Source organism: Acidovorax sp. BoFeN1, assembly GCF_003345135.1.
GTDB lineage: Bacteria > Pseudomonadota > Gammaproteobacteria > Burkholderiales > Burkholderiaceae_C > Acidovorax > Acidovorax defluvii.
In genome coordinates, this window is the sequence record NZ_QOZT01000047.1 from 1 (window position 1) to 19,615 (window position 19,615).

The 19,615-nt window shown below is 66.6% G+C and carries 18 protein-coding genes; 10 read left to right on the forward strand and 8 right to left on the reverse strand.

Annotated elements, in window-relative coordinates:
- The 6 genes from DTW89_RS11615 to DTW89_RS11650 all read left to right on the forward strand — a co-directional run.
- On the forward strand, nt 1-1,749 hold a 1,749-nt coding region (locus tag DTW89_RS11615; RefSeq protein WP_236637122.1), incomplete at its 5' end, for a site-specific DNA-methyltransferase.
- 8 nt (nt 1,750-1,757) lie between these two features.
- A complete protein-coding gene (locus DTW89_RS11625) occupies nt 1,758-2,609 on the forward strand; it encodes a DUF3800 domain-containing protein (RefSeq protein WP_147277651.1) in 852 nt (283 codons plus the stop codon).
- A gap of 131 nt (nt 2,610-2,740) precedes the next feature.
- The gene (locus DTW89_RS11630) at nt 2,741-5,455 is read left to right on the forward strand and encodes a DEAD/DEAH box helicase (protein ID WP_114656062.1); all 2,715 of its coding nucleotides are present in this window, start codon (nt 2,741-2,743) and stop codon (nt 5,453-5,455) included.
- Nucleotides 5,452-7,107: a polyamine aminopropyltransferase gene (locus DTW89_RS11635; protein ID WP_114656063.1), complete on the forward strand. Its 1,656-nt coding sequence runs from the start codon at nt 5,452-5,454 to the stop codon at nt 7,105-7,107. The genes DTW89_RS11630 and DTW89_RS11635 overlap by 4 nt, the downstream gene beginning before the upstream one ends.
- A 171-nt stretch (nt 7,108-7,278) precedes the next feature.
- Nucleotides 7,279-8,973 (forward strand): FAD-dependent oxidoreductase, encoded by a 1,695-nt coding sequence (locus tag DTW89_RS11645; RefSeq protein ID WP_114656064.1) that lies wholly within the window; start codon nt 7,279-7,281, stop codon nt 8,971-8,973.
- 108 nt (nt 8,974-9,081) lie between these two features.
- Nucleotides 9,082-9,390: a hypothetical protein gene (locus DTW89_RS11650; RefSeq protein ID WP_114656065.1), complete on the forward strand. Its 309-nt coding sequence runs from the start codon at nt 9,082-9,084 to the stop codon at nt 9,388-9,390.
- Between the two features lie 59 nt (nt 9,391-9,449).
- On the opposite strand, the gene DTW89_RS11655 is transcribed toward DTW89_RS11650, so the two are convergent.
- From DTW89_RS11655 to DTW89_RS11670, 4 genes are read right to left on the reverse strand one after another with little or no spacing between them, the layout of a single operon-like run.
- Nucleotides 9,450-10,139 (reverse strand): Crp/Fnr family transcriptional regulator, encoded by a 690-nt coding sequence (locus tag DTW89_RS11655; protein ID WP_114656066.1) that lies wholly within the window; start codon nt 10,137-10,139, stop codon nt 9,450-9,452.
- Nucleotides 10,140-10,143: 4 nt separating this feature from the next.
- Nucleotides 10,144-10,776: a hypothetical protein gene (locus tag DTW89_RS11660; RefSeq protein ID WP_201740994.1), complete on the reverse strand. Its 633-nt coding sequence runs from the start codon at nt 10,774-10,776 to the stop codon at nt 10,144-10,146.
- Nucleotides 10,773-11,201: a signal peptidase I gene (lepB, locus tag DTW89_RS11665; protein ID WP_114656068.1), complete on the reverse strand. Its 429-nt coding sequence runs from the start codon at nt 11,199-11,201 to the stop codon at nt 10,773-10,775. Before lepB ends, DTW89_RS11660 begins: the two co-directional genes overlap by 4 nt.
- A complete protein-coding gene (locus tag DTW89_RS11670; protein ID WP_114656069.1) occupies nt 11,201-11,812 on the reverse strand; it encodes a DUF6448 family protein in 612 nt (203 codons plus the stop codon). The genes lepB and DTW89_RS11670 overlap by 1 nt, the downstream gene beginning before the upstream one ends.
- Before the next feature lie 226 nt (nt 11,813-12,038).
- Here DTW89_RS11670 and DTW89_RS11675 point away from each other — a divergent pair, with 226 nt between their 5' ends.
- The 4 genes from DTW89_RS11675 to DTW89_RS11690 all read left to right on the forward strand — a co-directional run bounded on the left by DTW89_RS11675 (nt 12,039) and on the right by DTW89_RS11690 (nt 14,556).
- Nucleotides 12,039-12,500 carry a hypothetical protein gene (locus tag DTW89_RS11675; RefSeq protein WP_114656070.1) on the forward strand — a complete coding sequence of 154 codons (462 nt, stop codon included), beginning with the start codon at nt 12,039-12,041 and terminating at the stop codon, nt 12,498-12,500.
- Between the two features lie 81 nt (nt 12,501-12,581).
- Entirely contained in the window at nt 12,582-13,106 is a 525-nt protein-coding gene (locus DTW89_RS11680; protein WP_114656071.1) for a GNAT family N-acetyltransferase, read from the forward strand.
- A 118-nt stretch (nt 13,107-13,224) separates the two neighbouring features.
- A complete protein-coding gene (locus DTW89_RS11685) occupies nt 13,225-13,929 on the forward strand; it encodes a riboflavin synthase subunit alpha (protein WP_114656072.1) in 705 nt (234 codons plus the stop codon).
- A gap of 135 nt (nt 13,930-14,064) precedes the next feature.
- Nucleotides 14,065-14,556: an NUDIX hydrolase gene (locus DTW89_RS11690; protein ID WP_024813438.1), complete on the forward strand. Its 492-nt coding sequence runs from the start codon at nt 14,065-14,067 to the stop codon at nt 14,554-14,556.
- Between the two features lie 107 nt (nt 14,557-14,663).
- Here the strand turns inward: DTW89_RS11690 and DTW89_RS11695 are convergent, their stop codons facing one another.
- The 4 genes from DTW89_RS11695 to DTW89_RS11710 form a co-directional block, all read right to left on the reverse strand.
- On the reverse strand, nt 14,664-15,641 hold the full coding sequence (locus DTW89_RS11695) for a Bug family tripartite tricarboxylate transporter substrate binding protein (RefSeq protein ID WP_114656073.1): 978 nt from the start codon (nt 15,639-15,641) through the stop codon (nt 14,664-14,666).
- 47 nt (nt 15,642-15,688) lie between these two features.
- Nucleotides 15,689-16,870 carry a tricarballylate utilization 4Fe-4S protein TcuB gene (tcuB, locus tag DTW89_RS11700; RefSeq protein ID WP_114656081.1) on the reverse strand — a complete coding sequence of 394 codons (1,182 nt, stop codon included), beginning with the start codon at nt 16,868-16,870 and terminating at the stop codon, nt 15,689-15,691.
- Nucleotides 16,857-18,329, reverse strand: a complete 1,473-nt coding sequence (gene tcuA / locus DTW89_RS11705) for an FAD-dependent tricarballylate dehydrogenase TcuA (protein WP_114656074.1) — start codon at nt 18,327-18,329, stop codon at nt 16,857-16,859. Before tcuA ends, tcuB begins: the two co-directional genes overlap by 14 nt.
- Before the next feature lie 242 nt (nt 18,330-18,571).
- Complete coding sequence (locus DTW89_RS11710; RefSeq protein WP_114656075.1) at nt 18,572-19,498, reverse strand: LysR family transcriptional regulator; 927 nt, start codon at nt 19,496-19,498, stop codon at nt 18,572-18,574.
- Nucleotides 19,499-19,615 lie beyond the last annotated feature (117 nt).

The following is a 19,615-nucleotide window of genomic DNA, read 5'->3' on the forward strand; positions in this document are numbered from 1 at the left end:
ATGCCCACCCTCGACTGGCTCAACCGCGCCCACGCCTTCACCACCGCCGCCCAGGTGCCCTACCGCCTGCTGGAGAGCGTCTCCACCCACGGCGAGCCCGCCAGCGCACAAGGCAACCTGCTCATCCAGGGCGACAACCTCGAAGCCCTCAAGGCGCTGCTGCCGTTTTACCGGGGGCAGGTCAAATGCATCTTCATCGACCCGCCCTACAACACGAAAAGCGCGTTTGAGCACTACGACGACAACCTGGAGCACAGCCAGTGGCTCAGCATGATGCTGCCGCGCCTGCAGTTGCTGCGCGACCTGCTGAGCGACGACGGCTCGATCTGGGTGACGATTGACGACAACGAGGGGCATTACCTCAAGGTGCTGATGGACGAGGTGTTTGGGCGGCGGAATTTTGTGGCGAACCTTGCTTGGCATAAGCGTGTCAGCCCCGCAAATGATGCGCACTATTTCAGCAATGATCACGACCACATATTGGTGTACGCGAAAACAAAAGCAAAGTGGACTCCCAACAAACTGCCCAGAAGTGAAGCACAGCAAAAGTACTACACAAATCCCGACAACGATCCCCGTGGCCCATGGAACTCTGCCGCCTATACGTGTGCCAAAACTGCCGATGAACGTCCGAACCTTTACTACCCGCTGATACACCCCAAGACCGGTGAAGAGGTTTGGCCAAAAAGAACGCGCGTCTGGGCATTTGGCCGCGAAACGCATGAAGAGCACGTACGCAACAGCATGATTTATTGGGGTGTGGATGGTGGTGCATCGCTACCCCGCATCAAGAAATTTTTAGATGGTTCTGGTGATGTTGTTCCGCGCTCCATTTGGGCTCACGAAGACTCCGGCCACAACCAAGAGGCCATGCTGGAAGGTCTTGCATTATTTGAAAGCGCTCGCTTCGGCACGCCCAAACCCGAACGTCTCCTGCAACGCATCCTCCAAGTCGCCACCCACCCCAACGACCTCGTCCTCGACAGCTTCCTCGGCTCCGGCACCACGGCCGCCGTGGCGCACAAGATGGGCCGGCGCTGGATCGGCATCGAAATGGGCGAGCACGCCGCCACGCACTGCCTGCCGCGCCTGCAAAAGGTGATCGACGGCGAGCAGGGCGGCATCAGCCAGGCCGTGAACTGGCAGGGCGGCGGCGGCTTTCGCTTCATGCGGCTGGGCGCGCCGATTTTTGACGCCGATGGCTGCATCCACCCCGAAGTGCGCTTTGCCACGCTGGCCGCCTTCGTCTGGCAGCAGGAGACCGGCACCGCCTTTGACCCCGCGCACGCCACTCCGGGCACGCCGCACCTGGGTACGCACTCTGTTTTTGATAGCTATGAGCGCTTGCCGGACGGGCGCCTGGAGCCGATTTTACCTGAAGAACTGCCGCCAACCCGGCAAGCCCCGTCAATCCCTTCACCCCAGGGCGAACTCGGGTTGCAGGCTGCTGGCCCCGCAGCGCCCGGCGTGGCGGCCCCGCCCGAGCCCGTGCCCGCACCGGCCCCCGTGCTGCGCAGCCGCACGGCGTATTACCTGCTGTTCAACGGCATCCTGGGCGACAAGCGCCCGGCCAGCGGCAATGTGCTGACCTCCGCCGTGCTCGACGCGCTGCTGGAGCTGCACGCCCGCACGCCCCACCCCGAGGCGCCCCTGGTGGTCTATGGCGAGGCCTGCCGCTTGGGCGAGGCGCGCCTGGCGCTGGCGCGGGTCACGTTCAAGCACATTCCGTATGACGTGAAGGCAAGGTGAAGATCGATATGGTGGACAGCAAAGTACAACTGGCGTCCTCTTCACGCATTGCCCACTACTTCGTCGATGAATCGGGGGATGGCGTGCTCTTCAATGCAAAGGGGCAAGTGCTGGTGGGCCAGCCGGGTGGAGCGATGGGCCATTTCATCATGGGGTTGCTGGAGGCCGACGATCCAGTGGCATTGTCTTTGGATCTGGAGCAACTGCGTGCCGATCTGAAGGCCGACCCGTACTTCAAGAACGTTCCCTCTTTCCAGCCAGAGCGGGGTAAAACGGCGGTGGCGTTTCACGCCAAGGACGATTTGCCTGAAGTGCGCCGCGAGGTGTTCAAGTTGCTGCTGCGCCACTCCGTCAAGTTTTATGCCGAAGTGCGCGACATGCGAGCGGTGCTGTCATATGTGCGCGAACGCAATGGGCGCAACGGCACCTACCGTTACCACCCCAACGAGCTTTACGACAGCAGCGTGGCACGGCTGTTCAAGAACCGGCTGCACCAGTACGAAAGCTGTCGCGTCTGCTATGCCGTGCGGGGCAGTTCGGACCGCACCAAGTCCTTTGCCGATTCGCTGGTGCTGGCGCGTGACCGGTTTGCCAAGCAATGGGACAAGCAAGTCACCACTGCCATTGAAGTAACGGCGGCACAGCCGGTGCAGCAAGCCGGCCTGCAAGCGGTGGACTACATGCTGTGGGCGCTGCAAAGACACTACGCCCGGCAGGAGAGCCGCTTTTTGGAAATGGTCTGGGACAAGGTCAGCCTCATCCACGCGGTGGACGAAACCGACAAGGCGCCTTACGGGGTGTACTACTCAAAAACAAAGCCGCTCGTGGGAGCGGCTTTGAAAAACAAGGTGGGAATATAGGATCGCCTGACTGGGTTGCCCCGTGGTTCCAGCTTTCACACGGCATGGAGCCGAATTTCGTTCCCACGCGTTGATTGTAATGCGCCTGTGGATAACTTTGTTGTTGCGCCGTGTTGACTGAATTTCTTTCCATGACCCCCATCACCCTCAAAACCTACCAGCAAACCGCCCTCGATGCGCTGGGCGCGTTCGCCCGCGCAGCCCGCACCAAGGGTCCGGCGCTGGCCTTTGGCGAGCTGGCGGACCGCCCCTACAACCTTGACGCCTTTGGCGCGCAGGTGCCTTGCGTGTGCCTGCGCATTCCCACGGGGGGCGGTAAAACGGTGCTGGCGGCGCACGCGGTGCCCCTGCTGGCGCGTGAGTGGCAAGGCAGCGATGCGCCGGTGGCCGTGTGGCTGGTGCCCAGCGATGCCATTCGCCAGCAAACGCTCAAGGCCTTGCAGACGCCCGGCCATGCCTACCGTGCCGCCCTGACCGATGCCTATGGCGAGGGCTTGCAGGTGTGCACGCTCGACGACGTGGCGCAAATCGCCCCGCCCGATTGGGGGCGCCACGCTGTGGTGGTGGTGGCAACCATCCAGAGCTTTCGCATCGAGGATGCGGGGCAGCGCAATGTGTACAGTTTTTCGGAGAGCTTTGAGCCGCACTTCAAGGGCGCGCCAGAGGGCAGCATGGCCTGCCTGCAGGGATTGCCCGATGCCGTGGTGACGGCACACGACGCCGCGCAGGACGCCACGGGCGTGCTGGCGGGCTTTGTGGGCCAGCCGCGCTGGAGCCTGGCCAACTGGCTGGCACTGCACAGCCCCCTGCTCATCGTGGACGAGGCGCACAACACCAAAACGGACAAGAGCTTCACCGCGCTGCAGCGCCTGAACCCCGCGTTCATTCTGGAGCTGACGGCCACGCCGATTGCTGCCAAGACCAATGTGCTCTACCACGTCAGCGCGCAAGAGCTGGCGGCCGAGGACATGATCAAGCTGCCCATCGTGCTGGCCGAGCACCCCGAGGGCTGGCCCGCCGCCGTGTTTGGCGCCGTGCAGACGCAACGCAAGCTGGAGGCCGAGGCCCTGAAGGACGAGGCCGATGGGCACGGTCATGTGCGGCCCATCGTGCTGTTTCAGGCGCAAAACCTGGGCGACGAAATGCCGCCCGAGGCCCTGCGCCGCTATCTGGTGGACGAGCTCAACCTGCCAGACAACCAGATCGTGGTGGCCACGGGCACCCAGCGCGGGCTGGACGACATTGATTTGGCGGCGCGCACTTGCCCGGTGCGCTATGTGATTACAGTGCAGGCGCTGCGCGAGGGCTGGGACTGCCCGTTTGCCTATGTGCTGTGCAGCCTGCAAAAACTGACCAGCGCCACGGCGGTGGAGCAGTTGCTGGGCCGCGTGCTGCGCATGCCGCAGGCGCGCCGGCGCGGGCGCGAGGCGCTCAACCGCGCTTATGCCCATGTGTGCGCGGCGGAGTTTTCTGCGGCGGCGCATGCGCTGGCCGACCGCCTGATCCAGCACATGGGGTTCGAGGCGCTGGATGTGGCCTCGATGCTTGCGGCGCCATCGAGCTATCCGCTGTTTGGCGAAGAATTTGATACAAATTCACCCCTAGCGCTTGCCCCACAAGCGCTAATAGCTACTAATTTTGAAGCAATTGCAGCCACCCCTGAGCTGCTGGCAGTGCCCGGTGTGCAGCAGCAGACCATTGCGGGCGCGGCGCAGGTGGTGGTGGCGGGCCACATCGAGGCCAGCACCGAGGCGCTGATGCTGGCCCAGGTGCGCGGGGCCAAAAAGCAGGAGCAACTGCGCGAGCAGGTAGCCCAGCACAACGCACTGGTGGCCGCCAGCGTGGCCCCCGCATCGCGCGGCGTGCGCTTTGCGCCCGTACCCACACTGGCCTACCGCACCGACGCACAGGCGCCACTGTGGCCGCTGGAGCAGGCCGCGGTGCTGGACACGGTGGAGCTTGATCTGCTCAGCCCGCAGGCGGTGCAGCTGCCCGGTTTTCATGTGGCGCAAGAGTCGAACGTGATCGAGATCGACGTGAAAGACGCACGCGTGACGCTGCGCCCCACCGATGTGCAGCAGATGGCCATGGACTACGGCGCCAGCAGCATCACGGCCGACACACTGGTGCGCTGGCTGGACCAGTCGCTGCACAAGGCGCTGCACGCGCCGCTGGCGGGCATCACCCAGTCGCAGCGCCGTGCTTTTCTGGCGGCCGTGGTGAACCACCAGCTCCATGCCTGCGGCCTGCCGCTGGTGTTGCTGGCGCAGGCACGGTTTCAGTTGGCCCGGTGCATCGCATTGCATGTGGGCGACCTGCGCGACCAGGCGGCCACGCGGCAGTTTCGCCAGCTGGTGCTGCAGAACGGCCAGGCGGGCGCGTGGTTGCTTGAGAGCGACTGGCTGCACCCCCATGTGTTTGAGCCTGGCCGCTACCCAGCGCCGGTGGCGTCGCGCTACAGCGGGCGTTACCAGTTCACGCGGCATTACTTTGCCGTGCTGGCCGACTTGAAAGATGGCGGCGAAGAGTTTCAGTGCGCGCAGTTGATCGACCGCCACCCCAAAGTCCGGCAATGGGTGCGCAACCTCGATACCGCGCCCTGCGGCTTTGCCCTGCCCACGTCGCGTGGCCGGTTTTTTGCCGACTTCGTGGCCGAGCTGGTCGATGGCCGTGTGGCTTTGCTCGAGTACAAGGGCGACCATATTCAAAATCCCTATCAGACCGAGAAGCATCACGTGGGTGCGTTGTGGGCCCAGGCCAGCGCGGGCAAAGCCGTGTTTGGCTGGCTGACCCGGCAGCAAGACGGCAAGAGCCTGGCGCAGCAGCTCGATACGGTGCTGGCATGACACCTGCCACAGTGCCTGCCATCGCCCCCGGCGGCGCCCGCCCCATCGACATTGCCCTGCTCGCCAGCGTGTTCGTGGTGGCGGCCTGCGGCCTGCTTTACGAGCTGGCGGCGGGTGCGCTGGCGTCGTATGTGCTGGGCGACTCGGTGCTGCAGTTTTCCACCATCATCGGCACCTACCTGTTTGCCATGGGCGTGGGCTCGTGGCTGTCGCGCTATTTCGAGCGGCAGTTGCCCGCGCACTTTTTGCGCATTGAGCTGCTGGTGGCGCTGATCGGCGGGCTGCTGCCGGCCACGCTGTTTCTGGCCAACGCGTATGCGCCGGGGGCGTTTCGGTTTTTGCTGTACGGGATGGTGCTGGTGGTGGGAACGCTGGTGGGCCTGGAGATTCCGCTGGTCATGCGCATCTTGAAGCGCAACGTGGCCCTGAAAGACCTGGTCTCGCAGGTGCTCACGTTCGACTACCTGGGCGCGCTGGCCGTGTCGCTGGCGTTTCCGCTGCTGCTGGTGCCGCAGCTGGGCCTCATTCGCACGGGGCTGCTGTTTGGCCTGATGAATGCGCTGGTGGCGCTGTGGGCCGTGTGGCTGTTTCGCTGGGAGCTGCGGCGCCTGCGCGCGCATGTGGCGGCCTGTGTGATGGTGCTGGGCCTGCTGCTGGCCGCGCTGGTGGGTGCCGAGAAGATCACCACCTTTGCCGAAGACAAGTTTTACCAGGACAGCATTGTTTTTACCGCGGCCTCGCCCTACCAGCGCATCGTGGTCACCAACGGCAAGCTCGGCCACCGGTTGTTCCTCAACGGCAACTTGCAGTTTGCCGAGCGCGATGAATACCGCTACCACGAGGCGCTGGTGCACCCGGCCATGGCGGCGCACGGCGCGCCCAAAAAGGTGGCGGTGCTGGGCGGCGGCGACGGCATGGCGGTGCGCGAAATTCTCAAATACCCCTCGGTCGAATCGGTCACGCTGGTCGAGCTGGACCCGGCCATGACGCAGCTGTTCAGCCAGCACGAAACGCTGACGCGCCTGAACGGAGGAGCGCTGAACAACCCCAAGGTGCACATCGTCAACACCGACGCCTTTCAGTGGCTGCAGGACGGGCAATCGAGCGCCGCCGGGCCGCCCCAAGGCGCGAGCGCCCCCCGCGCCGGTATCGCCGGGGCACCTCCCCCTGGCCCGGGCAGCGAACCACGCGCAGCGGGAAGCGTGGGGGCTCCCGATACATTTGACGTGATCGTGGTCGATTTCCCCGACCCCACCAATTTCTCCATCGGCAAGCTCTACACCAACAGCTTTTATGCCCTGCTGGAGCAGCGCCTTGCAGCCAGCGGCTACGCCGTGGTGCAGACCACTTCGCCGCTGGTGGCGCGCCAGAGCTTCTGGACGGTGGTGCAGACCATCGAAGCGGTGGGCCTGCGCACCACGCCCTACCACGCCCATGTGCCCAGCTTTGGCGAGTGGGGCTTCGTCATCGCCAGCCGCCGCCCCTGGCGCCTGCCCGAGGCGCTGCCGGGCGAGCTGCGGTTTTTGAGCGCCGACACGCTGCCGCTGCTGTTCGACTTTCCGCTGGACATGGCGCGGGTGCCCGCCGAGGTGAACAGGTTGTCGAACCAGGCCTTGGTGCACACCTATGAGCGCGAATGGGGAAAACATTGAGACACCCCCCTGAGCCGCTTCGCGTCTTCCCCCCGCTCTCGCAGCGCTGCGCGCTGCGGGCAGGGGAACGCCCCCTGCGCGGCGGGGCGGCCCTTGCGCGGGGGCCGCTGGCCTGGGCCGCGCCCGTTTCATGCGTCGCGGGTGGTGCGTACACCCTGCAGAACTGACATCATGCAGCGCCGCCACTTCCTCACCGCTGCTGCCTCGGCCGCCACGGCGGTGCTTTCGTCTGGGTGTGACCCGGCGCCGCGCACGCTGGCAGGCGGCTTTGCCGGTATCGACATGGCGCGTGGCCACCAGCTGCGCGACCTGCTGGCCCAGGGCACCCTGCCCGCGCCCGCCGTGGTGCGCCGCGCGCAGGTGGTGATTGCGGGCGGTGGTGTGGCCGGGCTGGCGGCGGCGCGCTCGCTGCGGCTGGCGGGGGTGGACGACTTCGCCCTGCTGGAGCTGGAAGACACCGCCGGTGGCAACAGCCGCGGCGGCCAGGTCAACGGCATTGCCTGCCCGCTGGGCGCGCACTACCTGCCTGTGCCCGGCGACGACGCGCGCGAGGTGCAGGACCTGCTGGAAGAACTGGGCCTGCGCCAGCGTGTGGCCGGGCGCTGGCAATACGACGAGCGCCACCTGTGCCACAGCCCGCAAGAGCGCCTGTTTTTTCAGGGCGAGTGGCAAGAGGGCCTGCTGCCCGTGCAGGGCGTGGGCGAGGCCACGCTGGCGCAATACCGGCGCTTTGCCGAACGGGTTCAAGCGCTGGGCAAGGCCGCGCGCTTCACCATGCCCATGCTCAAGTCTTTTGATGCAAAACGGCCGCTGGCGCCCACCCATAAAGCGCTGGATGCTATGACTTTTGCTGCATGGCTAGGCCAAGAGGGGCTGGATGACCCGCACCTGCGCTGGTACCTGGACTACTGCTGCCGCGACGACTACGGCGCGGGCACGGCGCGTGTGTCGGCCTGGGCCGGCATCCACTATTTCGCCAGCCGCCACGGCTTTCATGCGCCGGGCGATGCCGCCGCCGCCGAAGACCGCGAGGGCGTGCTCACCTGGCCCGAAGGCAATGGCTGGCTCACCCAGCGCCTGGCTGCGCCGCTGCACGACGGCGGCCAGTTGCGCACGGCCTGCAGCGTGCTGCGCATCACCGAGGGCCGCCATGGCGTGCAGGTGGACGCCTTCAACCACGCCACCGACAGCGTGGAGCGCTGGCAGGCACAGCGCTGCATCGTGGCGCTGCCGGTGTTCATGGCCGCGCGCGTGGTGCAAGGCCCGCCCGCCTTTTTGCGCGAGGCCGCGCGGCGCCTGTCGTGGGCGCCGTGGCTGGTGGCCAACATCCACATCGACGCGCCGCTGGCCGACCGCCCCGGCGCCGCGCCCGCGTGGGACAACGTGCTCTATGGCGATGCCAACCCCGGTGGCCTGGGCTATGTGGATGCCGGCCACCAGCGCCTGGACCCGCGCGCCGTGCTGGCCGGCCCCACCGTGCTCAGCTACTACCAAGCACTGGGCGATGCGCCACAGGGCCGCGAGCAACTGGCCACCCAGCCCTGGACGCACTGGGCCAACGCCACGCTGGCCGCCTTGAGCGTGCCCCACCCCGACCTGCCGCGCCGCGCCACCCGCGTGGACATCACGCGCTACGGCCACGCGATGGCCATCCCCACGCCGGGTTCGCTCGGTTTTTTCAGCCAGATCGGCCTGCAGCGTCCGGCTGGATTGCGCAAGCCGCTATTGAATGGAGAGCGCGCACCCTGGCTGCCCACGCCCACCACGGCACGGCTGGTGTTCGCGCACAGCGACTGGTCGGGCTACTCGGTGTTCGAGGAAGCCTTCACGCGCGGGCATACGGCCGGGTGGGTGGCGGCCGGGTAGGTTGACCCACATGAACGGCCTTTGAACACGCTGTTCAGCACCGGTTCATCGCCACCGGCGCACACTGCAGGCACAGTCACTTCCGACTGGCGTTCTCAGGAGAGTGCCATGAACACCACCGCATTGATTTCCGCCGCCCTGCTGGCCTCGCTTTTCTCGGCCCCGCTGCTGGCGGGGCAGCACGACGGGGGCCAGCAGCGCGATTCGGCCCACCACCGTACGTTGGCAGACAAACGCAGTCTGCAAGACATGCAGATGGTGCCCACCCGCGTGAACGCCCAGGAGGCTGGCCACGGCTGGCAGTTTTTCTCCGACCCGGCCACGCACCACGCCGTGGCCATCAGCCCCCAGGGGGACTATTACTTCAGCCGCGGCAAGGGGCTGCACTGGGTGGCTGCCGATCTGTCGGGCCGCTGAGCGGCGGGGCTGGCAGTGCGCAGGTAAGGCGCGGGCAGGACGCGGGCGGGCGTGCCAGCTCACCCCCGCAGCCATGCGCTGATGAGCCGTTCCGGCCGGGGCACCGTGATCTTGCGGCCCTTCATCTGCAGCAGCCCTGACTGCTGCAGCTCTTGGAGGATGCGCGAGAAATGCTCAGGGGTCAGATTCAGCTGCGAGGCGATGGCGTTCTTGGTGGTGGCAAGGGTGGTTTCAAACGGCACGCCGACATTTTTGCAAGAGTGCATCAGGTAGGCCACGAACCGCTCGGTTCCGTTGCTCAGGGATTGCCGCTGCAGTTCGCGTACCAAGCCCTCCACCCGCAGGCTCAGCCCGGCGATCATGGCGCGCACAAACCGGGGGTTGCGGTCCAATTCATCAAAAATCGCTTCACGGGAGATGCGCAGCAGCAGCGTGTCGCTGGCGGCCTCAGCGGTCACCACGGCCGCCCGCTCCAGGAACATCACGGACTCGCCAAAACACTGGCCCGGCCCTACGATGCCGCTCAACCGCTTGTCTCCCTTGGGCGTGCAGCCCCACAGCCTGACCTCGCCATAAACCACCATATACATACCGTTGACCGGGTCGCCCCGTCTAAACACCGGCTCTGTACGCTCAAACATGTGCCGCGTGGCCGCCGCCGCCAGGCGCGCAAGCGTTGCGGTGTCCAGCGTCTGGAACAGGGGCAGGCGTGCCAGGAGCACTTCGCTGGGGATCTCGCGCCGCGCCATGGGTTCAAGCCACCGTGACTTCGACCCACTCCACCGCGGCGCCAGGGTGGACGATCTGCGCAACCCGTTCACCCCAAGCCTGGGCGAAAGCGCGCCGGTCGTCTTCGGATGCCTGGGGGCCCAATGCCTGGCGCAGCAACTGGCTCAGTGCGGCCGGGTGCGGTGCCGGGAGCCCCCGGCGCACAAACTCCACCGCCTGCGCGGTATCCACGCGCGTGAACCGGATGTCGCCGTCCAGGGGCACATCGAACTGCAGCAAGTCCCTGCGGCCAAAATGACCGGCCAGGCCCTTGAAGCCCCCCGCGTTGGCAGCGCCAGTGACCAGAGCCGCCACGCTGGCGACGACACCTGTCACGCCTTCGTCCAGCGGCTGGCGCAGCTCCACCCTGATGCCGCCGCGCCGCGGCGTGCCGCCCGGGTACAGTCGCTCCATAGCACACCGCGTCATCAGCCAGGCGCCGGCCACCGTGGGGCAGGAATGCCCGGTCAGCTTGACTGCGTCGATGTAGCGGTACTCGATCAGGCCCTCCTCGGCAGAGCCGAGTAGCCGGGCCAGCGGGTCCATCATCACGATGGCGGGCACAGCGTCGTAGTAGGCGGGGTAAGCGGGTTGGGCGGGGTTTTGCATTGTTGTCATGCCTGCGTGAGTTCTTGCGCTTGCCGCGCCCAGGGCCATCGAAGAATGCGGCCCAGGATGGCGTTGCGAGCAATATAGGGCTGGCGCCAGGTTCGGCTGTCACTGGAGGTGTCGCGGTTGTCCCCCAGCAAAAAGTAGTGCCCGGGTGGCACCCGGTAAGTGTCGCTGAACACCGATGGGCTGGCATAGGGCTCCGCAAGGGCGCGGTCATCAATGCAGACCTGGCCGTCCCTGATCGCCACCGTTTCCCCGGGCAGGCCGATGATGCGCTTGACCATGGCCTGGCCCAGCTCACGCGAGTCCATGACTACCAAGTCCCCCCGGCGAACGGGGGCGCCGCGCCCCAGCCTGCGCGTCAGCGCCAGGCTGCCATCGAACAGCGTGGGTGCCATCGAGTGCGACCGAACCCGGGTGAACCAGAGCATCAGTGGTGCCCGCAGCCGCCCGCAGCATGGCCGTGCGCATGGCTCGCATGGTCATGCCCGTGGTCATGGCCCTCGGCGTATTTGAAGAACGACACGTAGGCGTCCATGTAACCACGCGCCGCCACCAGGTCGTCGGCATCAAAGTTCTTGAGCGCCAGGGCGTGGTTGAAACGCTTTTCCAACTCGGCCCAGCGCGGCGCCTCGATCAAGCCGCGCAAGGGCTCGATTGTCCCTTGGTCAAGCGCCTCGTCCGCAGCGCGCACCTGCGGGGGCATGACGGTACCGGAGGGCTTAATGCCGTCGTACCCCGCGCCTTCGCCTGCGCGGTGGATGCGCACCAGGTTTTCCAAAAACCACTGATCGGCCAGCGATGCCGCCTCACCGCCCGCTGCGCGAACCCTGCCGGCGCGCTCAAAGGCCGCGCGCACCTCGGTTTCGTCTTCGGCACGCACCCATTTCAAGGCGATGTTGACATTGCCCAAGTCCAACGCCCGGCGTCCGTCGAGGACCGCCGGACCATCTGCGGTGTCGCAGTGGGCAGCAGCGGGGCGAACGATCAGGCGGCCAAGCGAGCCGGCGAGCTTGCGCACCAATGTGATGAGTGTTGTCATGGTCTTCTCCTTGCGTGATGGATGAATGGCAGAGGTTTGTGCCCCTGGATGCCCGGCAAATCCGCCTGCACGCCAAGTGAGTTCGGCCAACGGCTCAGGCGTTCAAACCAATGCAGCTACCCTTAGCAAATATCAAGACTGCCAAGTCCGTGCAGGCAGCACGTGTATCACGCCAGCGCGGTTGTTGCGTTCCATCATTAGCCCATCGCCCACTCCCTGTCCGCATATGAATCATGCCCCCGCTTTCTTTAACCACCAGCACGCGCAGCTTGACGCGCAGTTACACGCCCATTTGCTGGATGTCGCGGGCGCGGACTTTGGCAGTGCGCTGCAGCGCCTGCAGCGCTGGCGCACCGACCTGGCGCAGCACATCGCCATCGAAAACACCCGCCTGCTGCCCCATGTGCCCGAGGGCGCGCGCTGGGCGGCGCGGGTGTACCTGCTGGAGCATGAGCGCATTGCCCTGCTGGCCGAGGAATACATCGCGCGCGTGCAGGCGGTGGTCTGCCACCCGCCACCGGACGAAGCCGCCCGGCGCCGCACCGTGTTGATGCTGATTGACGCCGCCCATGCGCTGCGCCATGTGCTGGAGCACCACCACGAACGCGAACACACGGCCCTGGCCCATGAACTCCCGCTGGACCTGCAGGAGGCCGCCTGGCGCGGGGTGGAAGGCGCCGGAGCATGAGGGCGCCGGTTTTTGCGGTGAAATATGGCTTGAGCGCTTATCCAGAAAGCGCAAGAAGCTATCAAAACAAGAGCTACTGACATGACGCCCCGCCCCCTCACCGTGGACGACCTGCCCGGTCTGCTGGACGTGCAGCGCGCCTGCTACGGAGACGAATACGTCGAAAGCGCCGAGGTGTTCACGCGCCGCCTCGCCAGCCCGGCGCAGTGCTCGCTGGTGCTGGAAGACGGCGGGCGCGTCTGCGCCTACCTCGCGGCCTACGACTCGCTGCTCGGCAAGGTCACGCCGCTGCACGGCGACTTCGAGGCCGTGCCGCAGGCCGACACGCTGTACCTGCACGACATGGCCGTGCTGCCCACCTGCGCCGGGCAGGGCTTGGCGCAGGCGCTGCTCAAATCGGTGTGGGACCATGCGGCGGCGCAAGGGCTGCGGCACACCGCGCTGGTGTCGGTGCAGGGCTCGCAAACCTATTGGGAGCGCCATGGCTACGCCCAGCAGCCGTTGGGCGACGCGGCGCAGCGCGAGCGCCTGGCCAGCTATGGGGCAGGCGCGGTGTACATGGCGCGTGCCATGGCGGTGGCAGCAAATACGCCGCCCATGGGATAAAGACATGGGTGCACCGCGCAGATCAGGCCGGGTGGCAAAATCTGCGTAACCCCTTCAGGAGTGCTGCCCGCCCCCGCAGGCCCTGCGCTCCGCAACGCACCCGGAAAGCCGCGCCACCATGTTCACAGGCATTGTTCAAGCCACCGCCACCATCGCCGCCATCCATGACCGCGCAGGCCTGCGCACCTTCACGCTCGACTTTCCCGAGGGTTTTTGCCAGGACTTGGCCATTGGCGCCAGCGTGGCAACCGACGGCGTGTGCCTCACGGTGACGGAAATCCTCTCGCCCACGCAGGCTGCGTTTGACGTGATGCTGCAGAGCCTGAACATCACCACGCTGGGCAGCTACCAGCAGGGCGACCGCGTGAACGTGGAGCGCGCGGCCAAGGACGGCGCCGAGATCGGCGGGCACCCGCTGTCGGGCCATGTCGATTTCACCGGCACGCTGGTGCAGCGCCGTGAGTTCGACAACAACCTGGTGTGGCGCGTGGCCGTGCCGCCGGACTTTCGCAAGTATGTGTTTGCCAAGGGCTACATCGCCATTCACGGCGCCAGCCTCACGGTGGCCGAGGTCAACCGCGCCGAGGGCTGGTTTGAGGTGTGGCTGATCCCCGAAACCCGCCGCGCCACGGTGTTTGAAGACAAGAGGGCCGGCGACGTGCTCAACATCGAGATCGAGCGCAGCACCCAGGTGGTGGTGGACACCGTGCGCGAGGCCGTGCACGAAAGCCTGGGCCGCCTGCAGCCCGTGCTGGAGGCGCTGCTCAAGGAAAAAGGCCTGTCGCTGGACGACTTCGTGCAGGCCCCCGTGGTGCCGCACTGAGCGACCTGGGCGGCGCAAATACAGCGCGATTATTCGCGTTACAGAGCGCGCCCCAAAGCGACTTCAAAGGCCCTTGCGATCCCCTGACCGGGCCCCATAAGGCGCCTGTCATGGCCCGTGGTCATAATGCGCGCCATGCCAAATCGCTGGAAACCCAACGTTACCGTGGCCGCCATCATCGAACGCGATGGCCGCTTTCTGCTGGTCGAAGAAGACACGGCCGACGGCCTGCGGCTCAACAACCCCGCCGGTCACCTGGACCCGGGCGAGTCGCCCATCGAGGCCTGCGTGCGCGAGGTGCTGGAGGAAACGGCGCACGACTTTGCGCCCGCGGCCCTGGTGGGCGTGTACCTCAACCGCTTTACGCGCACGCGCACGGGGCACGACATCACCTACCTGCGCTTTGCTTTTGCCGGCACGGTGGGCACGCACCACGAATGGCGCGCGCTCGATGAAGGCATCGTGCGCACCGTGTGGATGACGCTGGACGAGCTGCATGCCAGCGCCGCCCGCCACCGCAGCCCGCTGGTGCTGCAGTGCATCCAGGACTACCTGGCCGGTCAGCGCGCTCCGCTGGCGCTGATCCACACCGACGCGAGCGTGCTGCAAGCCACAGCGGCCCTCTGAAGGGGCCGCCAAGAGTCTGTCGGACTTGGAGCCGACGATTTCCAAGTCCGACAGGCTTCTGGGTTGCTGCGAGGCCGCTGTGGCCTCGTCGGGTTGGCGTGCCGAAGTCAGTCCGCCGTGAGCTTGCGCTCCTTGATGATGGCGGCCCACTGGGTCGATTCCTTCTTCATGAACGCCATCAGCTCAGCCCGCGTGGTGGGCTGGGGGCTGAGGCCGTGCTTGTTCAGCGCTTCTTTCACGCCAGGGTCGTTCAGCACCTTGACGATTTCCTGGTTCCAGCGGTCCAGCAGCGGTGCAGGGGTCTTGCCGGGGGCCACAAAGGCGTACCAGTTCAGCGCCTCAAAGCCAGGAAAGCCGGACTCTGCCACCGTCGGGATGTTAGGCAGGTACGCAGGGCGTGTGAGGCCGGTGGTGGCCAGCGGGATCAGCTTGCCCGCTTCCACATGCGGCATGGCCGTGGGGGGCGCGGCAAAGTACGAGGTCACGCGCTCGCCCAGCAAGTCCTGCAGCGCAGGCGCGCCGCCCTTGTAGGGGATGTGGGTCATGTCGATGCCCGCGCGCTGGTTGAACAACTCACCCGCCAGGTGCGATGCGGAGCCCGCGCCGGTGGACGCAAACTCCACGCTGCCCGGCTTCTTCTTGGACAGTTGCACAAACTCGGCCAGCGTCTTCACGCCTGCGCCCTTGTGCACCACCAGCACGTTCGGAAAGTTCACGCCGCCCGACACCGGGGCCAGGTCCTTGAACGGGTCGTAGGGCAGCTTCATCAAGTGCGGCGCAATGGTGAGCGGCCCCACCGAGCCGAACAGCAGCACGGTGCCATCGGCCGCCGCATTGGCCACGAACTGGTGGGCGATGTTGCCGCCCGCGCCGCCCTTGTTGTCCACCACCACCGACTGGCCGATGTTCTCGCCCAGCTTCTTGGCAATCAGCCGCGCCGCTGCGTCGGCCGCGCCACCCGCAGCAAAGCCCACCACCAGCGTCACTGGCTTCTTGGGCGGAAAGTCTTGCGCCGCGGCGCCGACAGCCAGGGGCAAGGCTGCCAGCGCCAGGGCGCATTGCAGCAGGGTTCGCTTGTGGTTCATGGGGTCTCCTTCTCGTGGGTTGTGTGGGGGTGCAAGGATGTGGGGGATCAGTCGGAACCGAGCCCGATGGGGTTGGGCTGGCGCTTTTCCACCGCGTGGCGCAGCAGCGAAGCGGTGCGGAAGATGCCGTGCGCAAACTTGCCGTAGGGCAGCGTGGCAAACAGCGCCATCACTGCGCCCAGGTGCAGGCACAGCAGCAGCGGCAGGCCAGCGGTGCCGCGTGCCGCCCACAGGGCCAGGCCGCTGGTGGCAGTAAGGAACAGCAGGGCGATGAAGGCGCGATCCATGGGCTTTTGCGCAGCATCGCCATGCAGCGGGTGGCGGCGCAGGTTCAGCCGCCACAGGCCGGCCGTGCCCAGCGCCAGGGCCACGCCGCCCACCGCGCCCAGCAATTTGGGCAGGCTGGGCAGGTCGTAGGGGGCTGCCCAGCCGAAGGCATAGTGGTACACCGTGGCCACGCTGGTGGCGGCAAAGCACAGCATGAAGCCGTAGAACGTGAGGTGGTGAAAGCGCCGGCGCGACAGGGTGTAGGCGTCGTCCTCGTTGTGGCAGCCGTCGCCGTGGCCGCCGTCCAGGTATTTGAGGCGCAGCACGGCGTCGGTGGCCTCGGCGGCGGCGGGCGTGGACAGCGGCGCGCCGCTGGTGGCGGGCGTCACGTCGCGCCAGAAGCGGCGCACGCCCAGCGCTAGCGCCAGCGTGGCAAACAGGAACACCGGCGCAAACAGGCCCACCAGCAGGTTGTGCGGGAAGATGCCGTAGAAGCCGCCCACCGGCGTGCCCCACAGGGCGCCCACGCCTGCGCCGCCAAGCGCAACAGCCAGCACCAGGAACAGCGCCAGCCCTGCGGCCAGCGCCAGCGACAGCGTGAGCCCCTGGCGCTGGTAGAGCTGGCCCAGCGCGGGCGGCCAGGCGTAGTCGGCATAGGTTTGCCCGCGCACCTGGGCCATGGCCTGCGGCACGTTGACCGCAAACTCGTGCGGCGGCGCGTATTGGCAGGCGTGCAGGCAGGCGCCGCAGTTGTGGCACAGGTTGGCCAGAAAGTGGATGTCGGCCTTGCCAAACTCCAGCCGCCGCGTCATGGCCGGAAACACGGCGCAAAAGCCTTCGCAGTAGCGGCAGGCATTGCAGATCTGCAGCTGGCGGGCCACTTCAGACTCGGGGGCCGACAGCACGATGTCGCCATTGGCCAGCGCTTTGGCGTCGCGCGTCAGGGCTTCAAGCGTTTGCATCATGTACTCCTGTTTTTGTAGCTGCTTGCGCTTGCTGGATGCGTGCTGGAGGCTTGTTTGACTGTAAAGCTGCTTGCGCCGCCTGCGTACCGGCAATGCGGCCAAACGCCGTGCCAATGCTCATGCCCACCCCGGCGGTGTAGCCCTTGCCAAGCACGTTGCCGGCCATCATTTCGCCCGCCACGAACAAGTTGTCGCTGGGCTGGTTGTTAAAGCGCACGGCGGCCGTGTCGTCGGTGTGCAGGCCCAGATACGTGAAGGTGACGCCGGGCTTGAGCGCGTAGCCGTAGAACGGCCCGGTGTCGATGGGCCGCGCCCAGTGCGTCTTGGCGGGCGTGACGCCTTCGGTGTGGCAGTCGTCCAGTGCGGTGTGGTCGAAGGTGCCCACGCGGCAGGCGGCGTTGTAGGCATCGAGCGTGCGCATAAAGGTGTCCACCGGCAGGCCCAGATTTTGCGCCAGCTCGGGCAGGCTGTCGGCCTTCACGCCCGGAAACACCGGCGGCATGAAGCGGCCGATGGCCTTGCTGTCGATGATCGAATAGCCAATCTGTCCCGGCTGCTGCGCCACCAGGCGGCCCCAGATGGCGTAGCGCTTGGGCCAAAAGTCCTCGCCCTCGTCGTAAAAGCGCTCGCCGTTGCGGTTGACCACCACGCCCAGCGACACGCAGTCAATGCGCGTGCAGATGCCGCCGTCGTACAGCGGCGCGCGCGCGTCGATGGCCACCATGTGCGCCTGCGTCGGATCGCCAATGCGGTCGGCGCCATGGTCTTCGAGCAGATGGCGCAGCAGCACGCCCTTGTTGTAGGCCGTGCCACGGATCAAAAAGTTGTCGGCAGGCCACTCGCCACGCTCGTTCTGGCCCCAGGCTTCGCGCAACCATTCGCGGTTCGATTCAAAGCCGCCGGCAGCCAGCACGCAGGTTTTGGCGGTGATGCGCTCGGGCTTGCCGTTCACGGTGCAGTGCGCGGCCACGAAACGGCCGTTCTCGATCTCGATGCGGTCTACGGGCGCTTCATAGCGGATCTGCACGCCGAGCTTTTCTGCGCTGCGGTAGTAGGCGTTGACCAGCGCCTTGCCGCCGCCCATGAAGAAGGCATTGGTGCGCGCCACATGCAGCGCACCCGACAGCGGCGGCTGAAAGTGCACGCCGTGGCTGCGCATCCAGTCGCGGCAACTGCTGGATGCGCGGATCACGAGGCGCGCCAGGTGCTCATTGGTCAGGCCGCCCGTCACCTTGAGCAGGTCTTGCCAATACTCTTCTTCGGGGTAGGCCTCAACCAGCACATCCTGCGGCGCATCGTGCATGCAGCGCAGGTTGCGCGTGTGGGCAGAGTTGCCGCCGCGCCAGGCGCGCGGGGCCGATTCAAGCAGCAGCACGCTGGCACCGGCCTCGCGCGCCATCAGCGCGGCGCACAGGGCGGCGTTGCCACCGCCAATCACCAGGACGTCGGGGCTCATGGGCAGTTCTCTTCTTTCATGGAAGCTTGAATGTAGAAAGAATGCCCCCGCTTGCGCAGGGGTTGCGCCGGCATGGCCCCATTACAAATCGTGATGGGCTGGCCGCCAAGCCGGCTCATGCCAGTTTGCTTGCGCCCGACAACATCCGTTCGACAGGGCGCGGCCCAGGCCAGCGGCCGCCGCGCAAGGGCCGTCCCGCCGCGCTGGCGGCGTCCCCCTTAAGGGGGAAGGCGCGCAGCGCCTCAGGGGGTAGTCAAACGTGCCCCAATCCACCGGCCCGACTGCACCAGCTCGCGCACGCAGTCGCCCAGCACCACGCGCGCGGCCAGCGCGGCGGGTGAAAGCTCGTCGTCCGACAGACTGCACAGCGCAGCGGGCCGGTAGGCCGGGCCATCTTCGATTTCGGCCAGCACAAAGCGCTGCGCCGCGTCGGGGTAGCGGCCCACCGCCGCCCAGGGCTGGATGGTGCTGCCCAGGCCCATGTCCACCGCATCCATCAGCAGCGCCAGCGAATCAATTTCCATGGCCATGCGCGGCGCCACGCGCGCCTGGGCAAAGGCGGCATCCAGCCGGCTGCGCAGGCCGTGCGGGCCGGTGGGCAAAATCAGCGGCTCGTCGCCCAGCTGCGCCAGCGCCACCTTGCCCGCTGGCAGTGGCTGCTGCGCCGAGCGGATCAAAAACAGGCGCTCTTCCAGCAGCGGCAGCACGCTCCAGCGGCGCGCGGGCTGGGTGTCAAACAGCACGGCCAGGTCGAGCTGGCGCGCGTTGAGCATGGTCGACAGGTGCCCCGACAGGCTGCCCACCATGTGCAGGCGCACATCGGGGTAGCGCTCGTGCATGGCGCGCATCAGCGGCACGCCCAGCACCGACGCCGTGGTGGGCGACAAGCCCACGCTCACACTGCCCGTCAGCCGCGCCTGCTGCGCCGCCCGCGCGGCCTGGTCGGCATGGCGCAGCGCCAGTTGCGCCTCGCGAAAAAACGCCAACCCCGCCTCGGTGGGCACCGCGCCCTTGGCCGTGCGCTGCAGCAGCCGGGTGCTGAGCTCGCCCTCCAGGCGGCTGATCTGCTGGCTCAGCGCCGACTGCACCATGTTGAGGTCGATCGCCGCCCGGCCCATGGAGCCGAGTTCGACGATGCGGACGAAGTAGCGGAGTTGGCGCAGTTCCATAGGGCGATGGTCGCACAGTGTGCCAAGCGACCCATGGTCTACAGCGCCGGAGTCAGGTTCCTTGGGGGAAATTCGCCAGTGTTTTGGTGGCGAAAACTTGCGTCGAATTTGAACTGA

What these genes read in the sequence shown, in the direction of transcription:
- DTW89_RS11625 (WP_147277651.1), top strand. Translation starts at nt 1,758, where the DNA reads ATGGTGGACAGCAAAGTACAACTGGCGTCCTCTTCACGCATTGCCCAC.
- DTW89_RS11630 (WP_114656062.1), top strand. Translation starts at nt 2,741, where the DNA reads ATGACCCCCATCACCCTCAAAACCTACCAGCAAACCGCCCTCGATGCG.
- DTW89_RS11635 (WP_114656063.1), top strand. Translation starts at nt 5,452, where the DNA reads ATGACACCTGCCACAGTGCCTGCCATCGCCCCCGGCGGCGCCCGCCCC.
- DTW89_RS11645 (WP_114656064.1), top strand. Translation starts at nt 7,279, where the DNA reads ATGCAGCGCCGCCACTTCCTCACCGCTGCTGCCTCGGCCGCCACGGCG.
- DTW89_RS11650 (WP_114656065.1), top strand. Translation starts at nt 9,082, where the DNA reads ATGAACACCACCGCATTGATTTCCGCCGCCCTGCTGGCCTCGCTTTTC.
- DTW89_RS11655 (WP_114656066.1), bottom strand. Translation starts at nt 10,139, where the DNA reads ATGGCGCGGCGCGAGATCCCCAGCGAAGTGCTCCTGGCACGCCTGCCC.
- DTW89_RS11660 (WP_201740994.1), bottom strand. Translation starts at nt 10,776, where the DNA reads ATGACAACAATGCAAAACCCCGCCCAACCCGCTTACCCCGCCTACTAC.
- lepB (WP_114656068.1), bottom strand. Translation starts at nt 11,201, where the DNA reads ATGCTCTGGTTCACCCGGGTTCGGTCGCACTCGATGGCACCCACGCTG.
- DTW89_RS11670 (WP_114656069.1), bottom strand. Translation starts at nt 11,812, where the DNA reads ATGACAACACTCATCACATTGGTGCGCAAGCTCGCCGGCTCGCTTGGC.
- DTW89_RS11675 (WP_114656070.1), top strand. Translation starts at nt 12,039, where the DNA reads ATGAATCATGCCCCCGCTTTCTTTAACCACCAGCACGCGCAGCTTGAC.
- DTW89_RS11680 (WP_114656071.1), top strand. Translation starts at nt 12,582, where the DNA reads ATGACGCCCCGCCCCCTCACCGTGGACGACCTGCCCGGTCTGCTGGAC.
- DTW89_RS11685 (WP_114656072.1), top strand. Translation starts at nt 13,225, where the DNA reads ATGTTCACAGGCATTGTTCAAGCCACCGCCACCATCGCCGCCATCCAT.
- DTW89_RS11690 (WP_024813438.1), top strand. Translation starts at nt 14,065, where the DNA reads ATGCCAAATCGCTGGAAACCCAACGTTACCGTGGCCGCCATCATCGAA.
- DTW89_RS11695 (WP_114656073.1), bottom strand. Translation starts at nt 15,641, where the DNA reads ATGAACCACAAGCGAACCCTGCTGCAATGCGCCCTGGCGCTGGCAGCC.
- tcuB (WP_114656081.1), bottom strand. Translation starts at nt 16,870, where the DNA reads ATGCAAACGCTTGAAGCCCTGACGCGCGACGCCAAAGCGCTGGCCAAT.
- tcuA (WP_114656074.1), bottom strand. Translation starts at nt 18,329, where the DNA reads ATGAGCCCCGACGTCCTGGTGATTGGCGGTGGCAACGCCGCCCTGTGC.
- DTW89_RS11710 (WP_114656075.1), bottom strand. Translation starts at nt 19,498, where the DNA reads ATGGAACTGCGCCAACTCCGCTACTTCGTCCGCATCGTCGAACTCGGC.